General features: G+C 64.4%; 14 protein-coding genes. 3 read left to right on the top strand and 11 right to left on the bottom strand.

Annotated elements, in window-relative coordinates:
- Nucleotides 1-150 precede the first annotated feature (150 nt).
- From PMM47T1_RS00275 to PMM47T1_RS00285, 3 genes are read left to right on the top strand one after another with little or no spacing between them, the layout of a single operon-like run.
- Complete coding sequence (locus PMM47T1_RS00275; RefSeq protein WP_008364665.1) at nucleotides 151-1,242, top strand: efflux RND transporter periplasmic adaptor subunit; 1,092 nt, start codon at nucleotides 151-153, stop codon at nucleotides 1,240-1,242.
- Nucleotides 1,239-2,309, top strand: coding sequence for an efflux RND transporter periplasmic adaptor subunit (locus PMM47T1_RS00280; protein WP_008364667.1), 1,071 nt, complete (start codon nucleotides 1,239-1,241; stop codon nucleotides 2,307-2,309). Before PMM47T1_RS00275 ends, PMM47T1_RS00280 begins: the two co-directional genes overlap by 4 nt.
- On the top strand, nucleotides 2,306-5,359 hold the full coding sequence (locus PMM47T1_RS00285; RefSeq protein WP_008364670.1) for an efflux RND transporter permease subunit: 3,054 nt from the start codon (nucleotides 2,306-2,308) through the stop codon (nucleotides 5,357-5,359). Before PMM47T1_RS00280 ends, PMM47T1_RS00285 begins: the two co-directional genes overlap by 4 nt.
- Before the next feature lie 139 nt (nucleotides 5,360-5,498).
- On the opposite strand, the gene PMM47T1_RS00290 is transcribed toward PMM47T1_RS00285, so the two are convergent.
- The 11 genes from PMM47T1_RS00290 to tcyJ form a co-directional block, all read right to left on the bottom strand.
- The gene (locus tag PMM47T1_RS00290) at nucleotides 5,499-6,125 is read right to left on the bottom strand and encodes a class I SAM-dependent methyltransferase (protein ID WP_008364671.1); all 627 of its coding nucleotides are present in this window, start codon (nucleotides 6,123-6,125) and stop codon (nucleotides 5,499-5,501) included.
- A gap of 39 nt (nucleotides 6,126-6,164) precedes the next feature.
- Complete coding sequence (locus PMM47T1_RS00295) at nucleotides 6,165-6,809, bottom strand: methionine ABC transporter permease (protein WP_008364673.1); 645 nt, start codon at nucleotides 6,807-6,809, stop codon at nucleotides 6,165-6,167.
- Nucleotides 6,799-7,917 carry a methionine ABC transporter ATP-binding protein gene (locus PMM47T1_RS00300; RefSeq protein WP_008364676.1) on the bottom strand — a complete coding sequence of 373 codons (1,119 nt, stop codon included), beginning with the start codon at nucleotides 7,915-7,917 and terminating at the stop codon, nucleotides 6,799-6,801. The genes PMM47T1_RS00295 and PMM47T1_RS00300 overlap by 11 nt, the downstream gene beginning before the upstream one ends.
- Before the next feature lie 2 nt (nucleotides 7,918-7,919).
- Complete coding sequence (locus PMM47T1_RS00305) at nucleotides 7,920-8,711, bottom strand: MetQ/NlpA family ABC transporter substrate-binding protein (protein WP_008364678.1); 792 nt, start codon at nucleotides 8,709-8,711, stop codon at nucleotides 7,920-7,922.
- A gap of 52 nt (nucleotides 8,712-8,763) precedes the next feature.
- On the bottom strand, nucleotides 8,764-10,125 hold the full coding sequence (locus PMM47T1_RS00310) for an LLM class flavin-dependent oxidoreductase (RefSeq protein ID WP_008364681.1): 1,362 nt from the start codon (nucleotides 10,123-10,125) through the stop codon (nucleotides 8,764-8,766).
- Nucleotides 10,125-11,330, bottom strand: coding sequence for an SfnB family sulfur acquisition oxidoreductase (locus tag PMM47T1_RS00315; protein ID WP_008364682.1), 1,206 nt, complete (start codon nucleotides 11,328-11,330; stop codon nucleotides 10,125-10,127). The genes PMM47T1_RS00310 and PMM47T1_RS00315 overlap by 1 nt, the downstream gene beginning before the upstream one ends.
- Before the next feature lie 20 nt (nucleotides 11,331-11,350).
- Nucleotides 11,351-12,586: an SfnB family sulfur acquisition oxidoreductase gene (locus PMM47T1_RS00320; RefSeq protein WP_008364684.1), complete on the bottom strand. Its 1,236-nt coding sequence runs from the start codon at nucleotides 12,584-12,586 to the stop codon at nucleotides 11,351-11,353.
- 102 nt (nucleotides 12,587-12,688) lie between these two features.
- A complete protein-coding gene (locus PMM47T1_RS00325) occupies nucleotides 12,689-13,396 on the bottom strand; it encodes a hypothetical protein (RefSeq protein WP_008364686.1) in 708 nt (235 codons plus the stop codon).
- Nucleotides 13,397-13,585: 189 nt separating this feature from the next.
- On the bottom strand, nucleotides 13,586-14,329 hold the full coding sequence (tcyN, locus tag PMM47T1_RS00330; RefSeq protein ID WP_008364688.1) for an L-cystine ABC transporter ATP-binding protein TcyN: 744 nt from the start codon (nucleotides 14,327-14,329) through the stop codon (nucleotides 13,586-13,588).
- Nucleotides 14,330-14,333: 4 nt separating this feature from the next.
- Nucleotides 14,334-15,002: a cystine ABC transporter permease gene (gene tcyL, locus PMM47T1_RS00335; protein WP_008364690.1), complete on the bottom strand. Its 669-nt coding sequence runs from the start codon at nucleotides 15,000-15,002 to the stop codon at nucleotides 14,334-14,336.
- Entirely contained in the window at nucleotides 14,999-15,796 is a 798-nt protein-coding gene (gene tcyJ / locus PMM47T1_RS00340; RefSeq protein WP_008364691.1) for a cystine ABC transporter substrate-binding protein, read from the bottom strand. The genes tcyL and tcyJ overlap by 4 nt, the downstream gene beginning before the upstream one ends.
- Between the last annotated feature and the right edge of the window lie 83 nt (nucleotides 15,797-15,879).

Consider the following 15,879-nt stretch of genomic DNA (forward strand, 5'->3'; position numbering starts at 1 on the left):
TCGCTGGCATGCCAGCGCCCACAAAAGGCAGTGGTTGCTGAAGGATTGCGGTTTTGCCCAGATCGACGTGATTGTCCACGCGATGAACCCTGAGCTACGCTCACAGTCGCATAGAGTCAGGGCAAAAACAGCGCGCGCAAAGGAGCTTGCATGGCTGCTCGTCGTTTTGGGTTGGTGGTCGGCGTGTGCCTGGCGGCAGCGCTGGCTGGCTGTGGGCAGGGCAAGCCGGTGGAACGTGAGTTACCCCGGGTCAAGGTGCTATCGGTACAGGCCACGGATTTCGCCGCGCCTGTCAGCCTGACTGGCGATGTACAGGCGCGGGTGCAAACCCAGCTGTCCTTCCGCGTCGGCGGCAAGATCATCAAGCGCATGGTCGATGTCGGTGACCGCATCAGTGCCCACCAGGTGCTGGCCCAGTTGGACCCCAAAGATTTGCAGACCAACGTCGACTCGGCCAAGGCTGCGGTGTTTGCTGAACAGGCGCGGGTCACCCAGGCCCAGGCCGCCTTTGTGCGCCAGCAAAAGCTCCTGCCCAAGGGGTACACCAGCCAAAGCGAATTCGACTCTGCCCAGGCCTCCTTGCGCAGCAGCCAGAGCGCCCTGAGCGCCGCCAACGCACAACTGGCCAGCGCCCGCGAGCAGTTGAGCTACACCGACCTGGTGGCCGATGCGGCGGGCATCATTACCGCACGCCAGGCCGAAGTGGGGCAGGTGGTGCAGGCTACCGTACCGATTTTCAGCCTGGCCCGGGACGGCGAGCGCGACGCGGTATTCAATGTCTACGAATCACTGTTCGTCGAGCCGCCTACCGACCAGCCAATCCCTATCAGCCTGGTGGAAGACCCCAAGGTCAAGACCACTGGCAAGGTCCGCGAAGTGACCCCGGCGGTGTCCGCCCAGACCGGTACCTTGCAGGTCAAGGTGGCCCTGGCCAGCCTGCCCGCTGGCATGAACCTGGGTTCGGTGGTAAGCGGTACCTTGAGCGGCCCGGCCAAGCCCAGCATCGAGCTGCCCTGGTCGGCGCTGACCAAGGACGGCAGTGACCCCGCCGTATGGCTGGTGGACGCGCAGGGCAAGGTCAACCTGCAGAAGGTCATTGTCAGCCGCTACCTCACGGGCAAGGTAGTGATCGGCGACGGCCTGCAAAACGGCGAGCGAGTGGTGGTAGCGGGTGTGCAGCTGCTGCACCCGGACATGAACGTGGAAATCGCTACCCAGGAACCTGCCGAGGACAAGCCATGAGCCGCACGCTGGCAATCATGTGCATGGGCTTTGCGCTGTCGGCCTGTTCCAAGCGCGAGCCGCCGCCCGACCCCGTTCGGCCGGTACTGTCGATACAGATCACGCCGCAGAACCTGGAGCAGTTGGGGCGATTCGCCGGCACTATTCAGGCGCGCTATGAAAGCACGGTGGGCTTTCGCGTGGCCGGGCGCATTGCCCGGCGGGCGGTGGACGTGGGCGCCCAGGTGAAGGCCGGCGACCTGCTGGCCACCCTGGACCCTACCGACCTGCAGAACCAGTTGCGCTCAAGCCAGGGTGACCTGGCGCGCATCCAGGCGCAGTGGATCAATGCCCAGGCCGATGCGCGCCGCCAGCAGGAGTTGTTCGACCGCGGCGTGGGCGCCCAGGCGCAACTGGACGTGGCGCAAACCAACCTGAAAACCACCAAGGCCTCGCTGGACCAGGCGCAGGCCTCGGTCAGCCAGGCCAAGGACCAGCTCAACTACAGCGAGCTGCGCGTTGACCACGATGCCGTGGTCACTCACTGGAACGTCGAGGCCGGGCAAGTGGTCAGCGCCGGCCAGGAAGTGGTGACCCTGGCCCGGCCCGATATCAAGGAGGCGGTCATCGACCTGCCGTCCTCGCTGGCCGAGCAGTTGCCGCCGGGGGTCGCTTTCACGGTGGCCGATCAACTTGAACCGAGCATCACCACCGCCGCCAGCGTGCGCGAGCTGGAACCCCAGGCTGACAGTGCCACGCGCACCCGTCGCGCGCGCTTGACCCTGGCCGACACGCCCGCGGCGTTCCGCCTGGGCACCGCCATCAGCGTGACCTTGAGCACGGCCATCGAACCCAAGGTGGAGTTGCCGCTGAGCGCCGTCCAGGAGGCTGAAGGGAAATCGCGTATCTGGGTGATTGACGGGCAAAGCCAGACCGTTTCGCCACGGGACGTGCACGTGCTGAGCCGCGATGACGACTCGGTGGTGGTCAGTGCCGGGGTGAAAGCCGGCGAGCGTGTGGTGAGTGCCGGCGTGAACAGCCTGAAGCCGGGGCAGAAGGTCAAAGTCGACGAGGGCAGTGCGCGATGAAAGGAAGCTTCAACCTGTCCGATTGGGCGCTCAAGCATCAGTCTTTCGTCTGGTACCTGATGTTCGTGGCGCTGTTGATGGGGGTGTTTTCCTACCTCAACCTGGGGCGCGAGGAAGACCCCAGTTTTACCATCAAGACCATGGTCATCCAGACCCGCTGGCCGGGCGCCACCCAGGACGAAACCTTGCTGCAGGTCACCGACCGCATCGAGAAAAAGCTCGAAGAACTGGACTCGCTGGACTACGTGAAAAGCTATACCCGGCCGGGTGAGTCGACGGTGTTCGTGTACCTGCGCGACACCACCAATGGCAAGGCCATTCCGCAGATCTGGTATCAAGTACGCAAGAAGATCGACGACATTCGCGGCAGTTTCCCCCAGGGTATCCAGGGCCCGGCATTCAACGACGAGTTCGGTGACGTCTATGGCTCGATCTACGCCTTTACTGCCGATGGCCTGAGCATGCGCCAACTGCGCGACTACGTGGAGCAGGCGCGCGCCGAGATTCGCCAGGTGCCCGGGCTGGGCAAGGTGGAAATGATCGGCCAGCAGGACGAAGTGCTCTACCTGAACTTCTCCACCCGCAAACTGGCGGCGCTGGGCATTGACCAGCGCCAGGTGGTGCAGGCTCTGCAAGCGCAGAACGCGGTGACCCCCGCCGGCGTGATCGAGGCCGGCCCCGAGCGCATTTCGGTGCGCACCAGCGGCCAGTTCGCGTCCGAGAAGGACCTGGCGGCGGTGAACCTGCGGCTCAACGATCGCTTCTACCGCCTGGCCGACGTTGCCGACATCCAGCGTGGGTACAGCGACCCGCCCGCGCCGATGTTCCGGTTCAACGGCCAGCCCGCCATTGGCCTGGCCATTGCCATGCGCGACGGCGGCAATATCCAGTCCTTCGGCAAGGCGTTGCACCAGCGCATCACCGAGATCACCGCCGACCTGCCGGTGGGCGTAGGCATTCACAACGTGTCCGACCAGGCTCAGGTGGTGGAAGAGGCGGTGGGCGGCTTCACCAGTGCGCTGTTCGAGGCGGTGATCATCGTGCTGGTGGTCAGCTTCATCAGCCTGGGCGTACGCGCTGGGTTGGTGGTGGCCTGCTCGATCCCGCTGGTGCTGGCCATGGTCTTCGTGTTCATGGAGTACAGCGGCATCACCATGCAGCGCATTTCCCTGGGGGCGTTGATCATCGCCCTGGGCCTGCTGGTGGACGACGCGATGATTACCGTGGAGATGATGGTCACACGCCTGGAAATGGGCGAGACCAAGGAACAGGCGGCCACGTTCGCCTACACCTCCACGGCGTTCCCCATGCTCACCGGTACCCTGGTGACGGTGGCCGGTTTCGTGCCCATCGGGCTGAACGCCAGCTCGGCGGGCGAGTACACCTTCACCCTGTTTGCGGTGATTGCCGTGGCCATGCTGGTGTCCTGGGTCGTGGCCGTGCTGTTCGCGCCGGTGCTGGGCGTGCATATCCTCAGTACCAAGGTGAAACCCCATTCCAATGAACCGGGGCGCATCGGCCGGGCCTTTGACGGTGGGCTGCTGTGGGCCATGCGCCACCGCTGGCTGACGGTGATCATCACTGTGGGCCTGTTCCTGCTGTCGGTGTTCTGCATGCGTTTCGTGCAGAATCAGTTCTTTCCCTCCTCGGACCGTCCCGAGGTGCTGGTGGAGCTCAACCTGCCGCAGAACGCCTCCATCAACGAGACGCAAAAGGCCGTGGACAAGCTGGAAGCAACGCTCAAGGACGACCCGGACATCGCCCGCTGGAGTACCTACATAGGCCAGGGCGCGATTCGTTTCTACCTGCCGCTGGACCAGCAACTGGAAAACCCCTACTACGCCCAACTGGTGATTGTCAGCAAGAGCCTGGAGCAGCGCGCCGCGCTGATGGAGCGCTTGCGCAAGCGCCTGCGCCAGGACTTCGTGGGTATCGGCAGCTACGTGCAAACCCTGGAAATGGGCCCGCCCGTGGGGCGGCCTATTCAGTACCGGGTCAGTGGCAAGGATATCGACCAGGTGCGCAAGCACGCCATTGACCTGGCGACCATGCTGGACAAGAACCCGCACATAGGCGAGATCATTTACGACTGGAATGAACCGGGCAAGGTGCTGCGCATCGACATCAATCAGGACAAGGCGCGCCAGTTGGGGCTGTCCTCGGAAGACGTGGCCAAGCTGATGAACAGCATTGTCAGTGGCACTGCGGTCACCCAGGTAAACGATGACATTTACCTGATCAATGTGGTGGGGCGCGCCGAAAATGCTGAGCGTGGCTCGCCGGAGACCTTGCAGAACCTGCAGATCGTCACCCCCAATGGTGTGTCGATTCCGTTGCTGGCCTTCGCCACCGTGCGTTATGAACTGGAGCAACCGCTGGTGTGGCGCCGCGACCGGCGACCCACCATCACTATCAAGGCGGCGGTGCGCGACCAGATCCAGCCCACCGACCTGGTAACCCAGCTCAAGCCCGACATCGAACACTTCGCCGCCAGCCTGCCGGCAGGTTACAAGGTGGCCACCGGCGGAACCGTGGAGGAGAGCGGCAAGGCCCAGGGCCCGATCGCCAAGGTGGTGCCGTTGATGCTGTTCCTGATGGCCACCTTCCTGATGATCCAGTTGCACAGCGTGCAGAAAATGTTCCTGGTGGTCAGCGTCGCGCCCTTGGGCCTGATTGGTGTGGTGGTGGCACTGGTGCCCACCGGCACGCCCATGGGCTTTGTGGCAATATTGGGGATTCTGGCGCTGATCGGCATCATCATTCGCAACTCGGTGATCCTGGTAACCCAGATCGACGCCTTCGAACGCGACGGCTACGCGCCCTGGGATGCTGTGGTGGAAGCCACCCAGCATCGCCGCCGGCCCATCCTGCTGACTGCAGCCGCCGCCAGCCTGGGCATGATCCCCATCGCCCGCGAAGTATTCTGGGGCCCCATGGCCTACGCCATGATCGGCGGCATCATCAGCGCCACCTTGCTGACGCTGCTGTTCCTGCCGGCGCTTTATGTGGCGTGGTACAGGATCAAGGAGCCGAAGAAGGCCACTGCGTAACATACGGACACGTAATTGCGCCGACGGCTAGCCTTGCCATCAATATGCCCCGCCTGTTTGGGACAGGCCAGTTCATCTCTCGGCAGATTTTTCGGATTTTGTCGGACCGGGCGACGCTCGGGAAGCAGACGCCGCGGACTCAAGCCTTGCGCCACACACTCGCCAACCAAGGCTGCTGCTCACGCGGCAGCCCTGCCGGGCGGTAGTAGTGTTCAAGCTCGACAAACCCAGCCTCGGTCAGCACCCGCCGCCAATTCTCGAGGTCGTGATACGCCCCATACCGTGGCCCTTTCCAGCCTTCCTGGTTGTCGCCACGCGGGTTGGAGCTGAACAGCACGCCGCCGGGCTTGAGGGTGGCGTGCAGTTGGCTCAGCACCCGCGGCAATTCCTGGCTGGGGATGTGGAACAGTACGGCGTTGGCGAAGATGCCATCGAAGCGTTCGGCGGGCAGGTCCAGCGCCAGGAAGTTCTGCTGCCACACCTCGCAGCCACTGTCCGCCCGCGCCATTTCGGCAAACCGCTCGCTGCCATCCAGCCCCGTGGCGATATGGCCAAGCCGCGTGAAGGTACGCAGGTCACGCCCCGGCCCGCAGCCGAAATCGAGGATATGCGCGGGCGCCGGCACCTGGATATGGCGCAGCAGGGCCTCGATGTTCTGGCTTACGTCGTGGTCGCGGGTGCCTTCGCGGAAGCTTTCGGCGGTCTGGTTGTAGTTGCCCAGGGTGGTCTGGGTGATCTGTTGCAGGGCCTGGGGGTCGAGTTTCATCGCGGTCGCCAACGGATAGGTGATGACCGCCATGATACCTCAGCGTTTGTTCAACACCTTGGCCAGCCGATCACCGCCAAACTGGATGAACGCCACCAGCACCACCAGCAGCACGATTACAGTCAGCATGATCTGGCTGTCGAAGCGCTGGTAGCCGTAACGGTAGGCGATGTCGCCCAGGCCGCCGGCACCGATGGCGCCGGCCATGGCCGAGGAGTTGATCATCGTCACCAGGGTGATGGTGAAACCGCCGACGATGCCCGGCCGCGCCTCGGGCAGCAGCACGTGCCAGATGATGTGCCAGCGCCGGCAGCCCATGGCCTGGGCGGCCTCGATCAGGCCATGGTCCACCTCGCGCAGGCTGACTTCGGCGATGCGCGCGAAGAACGGCGTGGCGGCGATGGTCAGCGGCACCACGGCCGCCCACACACCATAGGTGGTACCGACGATCAGCCGCGTGAAGGGGATCAGCGCCACCATCAGAATCAGGAACGGCACCGAACGAAACAGATTGACGAAGGCGCCCAGCACCCGGTTGACCACCGGCGCCTCGTAGATGCCGCCCTTGCTGCTGGTGACCAGGATCACTGCCAGCGGAACGCCCAGGATCAGTGCGATAAAGGACGACACACCCACCATCAACAGCGTGTCGACGATGCCTTGCAGCAGCCGCTCAGCCCACATAACCCAGTACCTCCACTCGATGCGCCCACAGGGCCGCACGTTCCACCAGTTGCTGGCGATCCAGCGGCGAATGCGCCACGGCAATCACCAACTGCCCCAGGGCACGGCCCTGGATACGTTCCACCCCGCCTTGCAGCAGGCTGACGCGGCCGCCCAGGCTGTGGAACAGTGCTGACAGGTCCGGCTCGTCGCCGTCGGCACCATTCAGGCGCAGGCCCAGTACCAGGGCCGATGCGCTGGAGTATGGCTCGGGGTGCAAACGTTGCTGCAACTCGGCCGGCAAACCGTGTTGCAAGGGCGCCAGCAAGGTCTTGCTGACCTCATGCTGTGGATCGCCGAACACTTGCCACACCGGGCCTTGCTCCACTAACTGGCCGTTTTCCAGTACCACCACGCGGTCGCAGATATCGCGGATCACCGCCATTTCGTGGGTGATCAGAATCACCGTCAGGCCCAGCCGCTGGTTGATATCGCGCAGCAGGGCCAGGATCGATTCGGTGGTTTCCGGGTCCAGCGCCGAGGTGGCCTCGTCGCACAGCAGTATCGCCGGGTCGTGCACCAACGCGCGAGCGATGCCCACCCGCTGCTTCTGCCCGCCGGACAGTTGCGCCGGGTAGACGTGACGCTTGTCGGCCAGGCCCACCAGGTCCAGCAACTGGCTGACCTTGCGATGCCGCTCGGCCTGGCTCACGCCGGCCACCTTCAGCGGCAGTTCGACGTTCTGCCACACGGTCTTGGCCGACATCAGGTTGAAGTGCTGGAAGATCATGCCGATGCGTCGCCGCAGGGCCACCAGGTGGTCTTCATCGAATTCGCCGATGTCCACCTGATCAATCAGCACGCGGCCGCTGCTGGGTTGCTCCAGGCGGTTGATGGTGCGGATCAGCGACGACTTGCCGGCACCGCTGCGGCCGATGATGCCGAAGATCTCGCCGCGCTGGATGTTCAGGTCAATGCCTTGCAGGGCCTGCACCGGGCCATGCTGGCCCTGGTAGGTCTTGCCCACGCCGATGAAGCGCACGTGGGCATTGGCCAGTTCCGGGTGCAGCTGGGTGCGCTCGGCGCTGATGGCCGTGGCCGTTTCAATCAGGCGTTGGGCGCTGCTCATGTTCAGCTCCCCCAACCGGGCTGGTAGAGCTTGCCGTAGGTCTTGTCCAGGGCGGCGCGTACCACCGGCGAGTGCTGGTAGATGTCGACGAACTTGGCCAAGCGAGGGTCGGCCTTGTTCTTGGGCTGGATGACGAACTGGATCACGTACTCAGGGTGGTCGACGCCGTCGAACAGCAGCGCCGATTCGGCATCGAAGGTCTTCGCCAGGCGGATGTAGGCCGGGTAGCCCTGCACCAGGTCGGCGTCATCGTAGGCACGCACCAATTGCACCGCTTCCACCTGCAGGATCTTCAGGTGCTTGGGGTTGGCGACGATATCGTCTTCGGTGGCCTTGTAGCCCACGCCATCCTTGAGGCTGATCAGCTTGGCCTTGGCCAGCAGTTGCAGGCCGCGACCACTGTTGATGGGGTCGTTGGCGATGGCGACGGTGGCGCCGTCGGGCAGTTCGCTGAAGCTTTTGTACTTCTTGGAGTACAGGCCGACGTTGTTGATGATCCCGGGTGCGTAGGGCGCCAGGTCGAAACCGGCGGCCGCCTTGGCGTTTTCCAGGAAGGGGATGTGCTGGAAGTAGTTCACGTCGATGTCGCCGGCAGCCAGGCTGACGTTGGGGGCAATCCAGTCGGTGAATTCCACCAGTTGCACCTTAAGGCCTTGCTTGTCGGCTTCGGCCACGGCGGCCTCCAGCGGGATGGCGAAGGCGGCGGTGGTGCCGATTTTCAGCGGGGCTTCGGCGGCGTGGGCCAGGGTGGTGGCAAGGCCGAGGGTGAGAAGCAGGGTGGTGAGTATTTTCATGGTGTTCAGTCCACAATTTGTCATGATCATTCGGGCCTCTCGCGGGCACGGTTCAGGCAGCGGAAGTCTTGAATTCGCGGGCGATGTGGTTCTGGGGCAGCCGCGCCCCTTGCTCGAACAGCTTCTCGCGCAAGGTGCCTTCCTCGTAGGCGGTCTTGTACCGGCCGCGCCGTTGCAGTTCCGGCACCACCAGGTCAATGAAGTCCACGTAGCTTTCCGGGGTGACGGTGCGCGCCAGGTTGAAGCCGTCCAGCCCGGTTTCGTCGAGCCAGCCAATCAACTCGTCCGCCACCTGTTCGGGCGAACCGACCAGGGTGATGTAGCGTCCGCCCAGGGCGTGCTGGTCCAGCAGCTTGCGACGGGTCCAGTCGTTGTTCTGCAGGTTCTTGGTGGCTGACTGGATGGCGTTGCTTTTCACGTACTGGATAGGCTCGTCGAGTTCGTACTGGGCAAAGTCGATGCCGGTGGAGCTGGCGAAATGCGCCACGCCGGCTTCCGCGCTGGCGTACTCCAGGTATTCGGCGTGCTTGGCCCGCGCTGCTGCTTCGGTCGGTGCCACGATCACGGTCAGGCCCATGAACACCTTGATGTCCTGCGGTCGACGGCCGGCCGCGGCTGCGCTGGCGCGCACCTTGTCGACCTGGACGCGGGTGGCGGGCTTGGTCTGGCCGCTGATGAATGCGCACTCGGCGTGCCGGCCGGCGAACAGCAGGCCGCGGTCCGAGGCGCCGGCCTGGAACAGCACCGGTGTGCGCTGGGGAGAGGGTTCGCACAGGTGATAGCCCTCCACCTGATAGAACTCGCCCTGGTGGCGGACCTTGTGCACCTTGGTCGGCTCGGCGTACACGCGGCGGGCCGGGTCGTTGACCACGGCGTCGTCTTCCCAGCTGCCTTCCCACAGCTTGTACAGTACTTGCAGGTACTCGTCGGCCTGGTCGTAGCGGCGGTCGTGTTCGGCCTGCTCGCTCAGGCCCATGGCCTTGGCGGCGCTGTCCAGGTAGCCGGTGACGATGTTCCAGCCCACCCGGCCACGGCTCAGGTGGTCGAGGGTGGACATGCGCCGGGCGAACAGGTACGGCGGTTCGTAGGTGAGGTTGGCGGTGAGGCCGAAACCCAGGTGGCGGGTGACGGCCGCCATGGCCGAGACCAGCAGTAACGGGTCGTTGACCGGCAACTGGATGGACTCGCGCAGGGGCACGTCGACGCTGTCCTGATACACGTCGTAGACGCCGACGATATCGGCGATGAACAGCCCGTCGAACAGGCCGCGTTCAAGGGTCTTCGCCAGGTCGGTCCAGTATTCGATGGTCTTGTACTGGGTGGACGTGTCGCGTGGGTGCGTCCACAGGCCGTGATTGATGTGCCCGATGCAGTTCATGTTGAAGGCATTGAGCAGGATCTTTTTATCGCTCATCAGATCGTCCCCCGGCGTGGCGGCTTCTGGTCATTGAGGTAGTAGTTGCCAATGGCGTGGTACTTCCAGCGCACCGGGTCGTGCAGGGTGTGCACCCGGGCGTTGCGCCAGTGACGGTCCAGGCCATGCTCGGCGAGGGTGGCCTGGCTGCCGGCCAGTTCGAACAGGGTGGAGCCTGCCGTGAGCGACACTTCGGTGCTGATGGCGCGGGCCTCGGCCACGGCAATGGAGGCGGCGGCCACGGTGTCGGCGTTGCTGTCCGCCTGGGCCAAGTCCAGGTATTCACCGGCGCGTTCCAGCAGTGCTTCGGTGGCGTGCAGACGGACCGCCAGGTGGCCGATGGATTTCAGGGTCAGAGGGTCGTCCACCGCTTTGTCTATGCCCGAATCGATCCAGGGCCGGGTGCGGGTGCGCACGAAGTGCAGGGCATCTTCGTAGGCGGCGCGGGCGATGCCGGTGTCGATGGCGGCGTGGAGGATCTGCGCCAGGGGGCCGACCGGGGTAGGGCGCTCGAAGGCGCTCTGGAACGCGATCACGTCCTCGGCTGCCACGTAGACGTTATCGAACACCACCGAGCCGCTGCCGGTGGTGCGCTGGCCAAAGCCGCTCCAGTCATCAATCACGTCCAGGCCCTGGCTGTCGCGGGCCACGAAGGCCAGTTGCTGTACGCCATGTTCGTCCACCACCGAGGTAGGGATACGCTGGGCGTACAGGGCGCCGGTGGCGTAGAACTTGCGGCCGTCGATGCGGTAGCCCTCACCGTCACGGGTCAGGCGGGTGGTGCGGTCGTGGGCGGTCTTGGTGCCCAGTTCGGCCAGGGCATTGCCGAAACGCTGGCCGGCCAGCACTTCGGCGTACAGGCGCTGTTGCTGCGCGGGGCTGGCGTTCACGCGCAGCACCTCCAGGGCGTAATAGTGGTTCTGCGGGATCTGCCCCAGGGAGGCGTCGGCCTGGGCGATGATGGCCACCACCTGGGCCAGGGTGACGTTGGACACCCCGGCGCCGCCGAAGGCCTTGGGCACGCTGATGCCCCACAGCCCGGACTGGCTGAACAAGGCCAGTTCGTCATGGGGCAGGCGGCGTTCGCGGTCGCGCACGATGCTGTCCTGGCGCAGGGTGGCGGCCAGGCGGTGGGCGGTCTCAATGGCCTGGGCGTCGGAGCGGATCAGCGCCACCGGGCCGGGCGTGGGGGTGAATGCGTTCATTGCGTTCTCCAGTGGTCTGGTCAAATCCAGGAGTGGCGGGCGGGGAGGTGGCCGTTGAGGTGGTAGTCACCCACGGCGTGGTATTTCCAGCGCACCGGGTCGTGCAGGGTGTGCACGCGGGCATTGCGCCAATGGCGGTCCAGGTTGAACTCGGCCAGGGTGGCGCGGCTGCCGGCCAGTTCCAGCAGCTTCTCGCTGGCCTGCAGCGAGATTTCGGTGGTCAGTACCTTGGCCTCGGCCACGGCAATGGAGGCGCGGGCGGCCGCGGCCTCGTCGATGACGGCGGCGAACACTTCGTCCAGCACCCGCCCAGCCTTGCGCAGCAGCGCCTGGGCGGCGTGCAGCTCCAGGGTCAGGCGGCCGACGTCGGCAATCACGTAGGGGTCGTGGCTGGCGCGTTCGACGTTGGCGTCGATCCACGGCCGCGAACGTTCACGCACGAAGCTGATGGTGTCGGCGATGGCTTCTTCGGCGATGCCGGCATCGATGGCGGCCTGGATCAACTGCGACACGGCGCCCTGGATATTCGGGCGTTCACCGCTGCGCCAGTTGTCCACCACCAGGTCCGCGGCCACGGCCACGTTGTCCAGCAGCACGGTGCCGCTGGCGGTGGTGCGCTGGCCGAAGCCGCTCCAGTCGTCGACGATGCGCAGGCCGGGGGTGCCACGGGGCACGAAAGCCATGACCTGGCGGCCGTCCTCGTTCAGCGCCTTGACCGCCACCCAGTGGGCGAACAGCGCCCCGGTGGAATAGAACTTCTGGCCGTTGAGCACGTAACCATCGCCCTGGCGGGTGATGCGAGCCTTGAGCTCCAGAGTGTTGCGGGTGCCGCGTTCGGGGCCGGCGTTGCCGATCCGTGCGCCTTGCAGCACCGAGGCGAACAGGTGGCGTTGCTGCTGTTCGGTGGCCACGCCAGGCAGCAGGTGCAGCAGACCGAACTGGTTCTGTGGGATCTGCCCCAGCGCCGGGTCGGCGGCCGAGACAATGCGGAACACTTCGGCGATGGTCACGAAGGAAAGCTGCGGCCCGCCGAACTGGCGGGGGATGGAAATGCTGCCCAGGCCACTGGCGGTGAACTGCTCGAGCTGCGCCCAGGGCAATTGTCGCTCGCGGTCACGGGTGGCGGCGCCGTTGCGCGCGGCGGCGGCCAGTTCATGGGCGGCCTGCAGGGCCTCGGCGTCGCTGCCCAGCACCTTGGCGGGCAGCAGCGGTGGCGGGGTGTCCAGATGCGCCTGGATATCGTTGTTGCTGACCATACCGTCCTCACGTCATGAAAAGCGCCGCGTGGCCGCGACGAAAAATACGTTGGTCCGGTGGTCCGGTTTATATACCCTAATCGTGTATAAAGTTTAAATATACTAACCTTTAGGAATATCAATAGAAGTGGGATCGCGGTACACGCACACCTGCCGCGCAGGGGCCCAGCCAGACGGGTTACCCACCCGGTCGAGGATGCAATAGGTGACTTCCAGATGGGCGTCCTGGCCGGCCTCGCGCACCATCGATTTGGGGATGCGGCCCTTGATGGGCTGGCCCGGCTGGCTGGCGTGCAGCGGCGGCAGGTCCAGGCGCAGATCGCCCCAGCGCAGGGTCAGGCTGTCCAGCGCGGCCATGTGGCGCCAGGGCTCGATGCTGAACGGCACGCCGCGTTTCAAGTCGTTCAGGCAAACGGTGTCGGGCATTTGCACGGGCGCCAGGAACTGGTTTTCGCCGTCCTGAAGCAGCGACCCGCCGGGGCAATCGAGTTTCACCGCGACGCTCAGGCCGGGGGATTTCTGTGCGCGATGGCCGACGCGCAGCACGCGGTAATGCAGGTGGGCTTCGCCGCCGAACACGAAGCTGGCTGGGATAGGCAACTGCAGGGCGCGGTCCACTTCATCGGCCTGTATGGGGTGGGCGAGGACGAAGCGGGTGTTCCAGAACAGCTCTACCAGGTCGCCCTGGCTCATGTCGGGGTAGGGCGCGATGCGGGCGGTGAGATGGCTGGCGGCGTGCAGGCCGATGCCGTGGCTGGCGCAGGCGGGCAGGGTGGGTGGCGAGAGTTCAGATCCATTGAACAGGCGCATGGTGGTTCTCCTTGAGGCCGGGCGTCCTTGATAGGTTTTCGCCGATGCGGGGTCAAGGTGGGGGGATTGCCTTTGCGGCTGTTCAGACCCTTCCTACGGCCATCGAAGGTATAACCTTGTGGGGGCTGGCTTGCCAGCGAGCTTTCTGGCCTCAAAAACTCGCTGGCAAGTCGGCTCCCACAGGGCTTTTCAGCCAGCCAGGAACTTGCTGAGGAACTGCTGGGTGCGTTCTTGCCGAGGGTTGGCGAACAAGGCCTTCGCCTCGCCCTGTTCCACGATCACACCCTTGTCGAAGAACACCACACGATTGGCCACGTCACGGGCAAAGGCCATTTCGTGGGTGACGATGATCATGGTGCGTTTCTCTTCAGCCAGGCTGCGAATGGTCGCCAGCACTTCGCCCACCAGTTCCGGGTCCAGCGCCGAGGTAGGTTCGTCGAACAAAATCACCTCCGGCTCCATGGCCAATGCGCGGGCAATGGCCACCCGTTGTTGCTGCCCGCCGGACAGTTTGCGCGGGTAGGCGTCTTCCTTGCCTGCCAGGCCCACCTTGGCCAGCAGCTTGCGGCCCAGGGCCTCGGCTTGCGCGCGTGGGGTCTTCTTGACCACCACCGGGCCTTCGACCACGTTTTGCAGCGCCGTGCGGTGCGGGAACAGGTTGAAGTTCTGGAACACGAAACCCACCTGCTGGCGCAGGCGGCGAATCAGCCCCTGTTGCTGGGCGATGCGGCTGAAGTCGATTTCGATGTCGCCCATGCGGATCCGTCCGCTGTCCGGGGTTTCCAGCAGGTTCAGGCAGCGCAGGAACGTGGTCTTGCCCGAGCCGCTGGGGCCGATGATGGCCACCACTTCGCCGGCGTCTACCTGCAGGTCGATGCCTTTGAGCACCGTGGTGCCGTTGAATTGCTTGGTCAGTTTTTCCACCACGATCATGGCGTCAGGACTCCTGGTCATGGCGGTTCACCCGTGCTTCAAGATGGTTCTGCAGCACTGACAGGGCACTGGCAAGTACCCAGTAGATCAGGGCTGCGGCCAGGTACATGGTGAACACTTCGAAGGTACGTGCGGTGATCAGTTGCGCCTGACGGAACAGTTCCGGCACTTGGATGGTGGCGGCCAGGGCGGTGTCCTTCACCAGTGAAATGAAGCTGTTGCCCAATGGCGGCAGGGCAGTGCGTGCGGCTTGCGGCAGAATAGCCCGGCGCAATGTCTGGCCGCGGGTCATGCCGATACTGGCTGCAGCTTCCCACTGGCCGCGGTCCACCGAGCTGATGGCGGCCCGCAGAATTTCACACACGTAGGCGGCCATGTTCAGCGAAAAGCCGATCAGGGCGGCCGGCAGTGGGTCCAGTTCGATACCGATCTGCGGCAGGCCGTAATAGATAACGAACAACTGCACCAGCAACGGCGTGCCGCGAAAGAACGACACGTACACCCGCGAAATGCCGCGCAACATCATGAAGCGCGACAGCCGCATCAGCGCCAGGCCGAAGCCCAGCAGCAAACCGAAAAACATCCCGCCAAGGCTCAGCAGCACCGTGAACTCGGCACCCTTGAGCAGGAAAGGCGCTGAATCCAGCGCCAGTTTCAGACTGTCTTCGATCATTTTGTCACGTCAGCGCCGAAGTACTTCTGCGACAGTTTGGCCAAGGTGCCATCGGCGCGCAGTTTGTCGATTGCCTTGTTGATGGCGTCCAGCAGTTCCGGTTCGCCCTTGCGCAGGGTCACGCCGGCTTCCTGTTTGGAGAAGGCCGGGCCCGAAACGGCCAGGGTGTCGTTGGTCTTGCTGATCAGTTCGAAGGCGGCCAGGCGGTCGACCAAAATGGCGTCAATGCGGCCAACGCGCAGGTCCTGGTACTTGGTGGGGTCGTCGTCGTAGGTCTTGACGATGGCGCCCGGCACGTTGTCCTTCAGCCACTGCTCGTAGTTGGTGCCCAGGCCTACGCCGACCTTCTTGCCGGTGAGGTCGTTGGCCGAGGCGATCTTGCCGGCGTCTTTCTTCTGGGTCAGGGCCTGGATGCCGGAAACAGTGTAGGGCTCGGAGAAGTCATACTTCTTCTTGCGCTCGTCGGAGATGGTCACCTGGTTGATGGCCACATCCAGGCGCTTGGAGTCCACCGCGGCCAGAATGCCGTCCCACTTGGTTGGCTCCAGCTTGGCTTTCACACCCAGTTCCTTGGCCAGCGCCTGGGCGAACTCGACCTCGAAGCCGCTCAGCTTGCCGCTGTCGTCGACGAAGCTGAAGGGCGGGTAGGTACCTTCCAGGCCGACGCGGATCTCGCCGTTCTTCTTGATGGTATCCAACTCGTCACCGGCCACGGCTTGGCCAATCAGTGCCGAACCCATGACCAGGCCCATGCTGGCGATGAGGAGATTGCGACGCAACGCAGAAAAAGTCATGTGAAGCCCCATGTTGTTGTGAGGGAAGGCAACGCATCCTTGCGTTGGAGGCGCAATTATCGCCGCCTGTCGTTATTGCTGAA

Source organism: Pseudomonas sp. M47T1 (assembly GCF_000263855.1).
Classification (GTDB): Bacteria; Pseudomonadota; Gammaproteobacteria; order Pseudomonadales; family Pseudomonadaceae; genus Aquipseudomonas.

What these genes read in the sequence shown, in the direction of transcription:
- PMM47T1_RS00275 (WP_008364665.1), top strand. Translation starts at nt 151, where the DNA reads ATGGCTGCTCGTCGTTTTGGGTTGGTGGTCGGCGTGTGCCTGGCGGCA.
- PMM47T1_RS00280 (WP_008364667.1), top strand. Translation starts at nt 1,239, where the DNA reads ATGAGCCGCACGCTGGCAATCATGTGCATGGGCTTTGCGCTGTCGGCC.
- PMM47T1_RS00285 (WP_008364670.1), top strand. Translation starts at nt 2,306, where the DNA reads ATGAAAGGAAGCTTCAACCTGTCCGATTGGGCGCTCAAGCATCAGTCT.
- PMM47T1_RS00290 (WP_008364671.1), bottom strand. Translation starts at nt 6,125, where the DNA reads ATGAAACTCGACCCCCAGGCCCTGCAACAGATCACCCAGACCACCCTG.
- PMM47T1_RS00295 (WP_008364673.1), bottom strand. Translation starts at nt 6,809, where the DNA reads ATGTGGGCTGAGCGGCTGCTGCAAGGCATCGTCGACACGCTGTTGATG.
- PMM47T1_RS00300 (WP_008364676.1), bottom strand. Translation starts at nt 7,917, where the DNA reads ATGAGCAGCGCCCAACGCCTGATTGAAACGGCCACGGCCATCAGCGCC.
- PMM47T1_RS00305 (WP_008364678.1), bottom strand. Translation starts at nt 8,711, where the DNA reads ATGAAAATACTCACCACCCTGCTTCTCACCCTCGGCCTTGCCACCACC.
- PMM47T1_RS00310 (WP_008364681.1), bottom strand. Translation starts at nt 10,125, where the DNA reads ATGAGCGATAAAAAGATCCTGCTCAATGCCTTCAACATGAACTGCATC.
- PMM47T1_RS00315 (WP_008364682.1), bottom strand. Translation starts at nt 11,330, where the DNA reads ATGAACGCATTCACCCCCACGCCCGGCCCGGTGGCGCTGATCCGCTCC.
- PMM47T1_RS00320 (WP_008364684.1), bottom strand. Translation starts at nt 12,586, where the DNA reads ATGGTCAGCAACAACGATATCCAGGCGCATCTGGACACCCCGCCACCG.
- PMM47T1_RS00325 (WP_008364686.1), bottom strand. Translation starts at nt 13,396, where the DNA reads ATGCGCCTGTTCAATGGATCTGAACTCTCGCCACCCACCCTGCCCGCC.
- tcyN (WP_008364688.1), bottom strand. Translation starts at nt 14,329, where the DNA reads ATGATCGTGGTGGAAAAACTGACCAAGCAATTCAACGGCACCACGGTG.
- tcyL (WP_008364690.1), bottom strand. Translation starts at nt 15,002, where the DNA reads ATGATCGAAGACAGTCTGAAACTGGCGCTGGATTCAGCGCCTTTCCTG.
- tcyJ (WP_008364691.1), bottom strand. Translation starts at nt 15,796, where the DNA reads ATGACTTTTTCTGCGTTGCGTCGCAATCTCCTCATCGCCAGCATGGGC.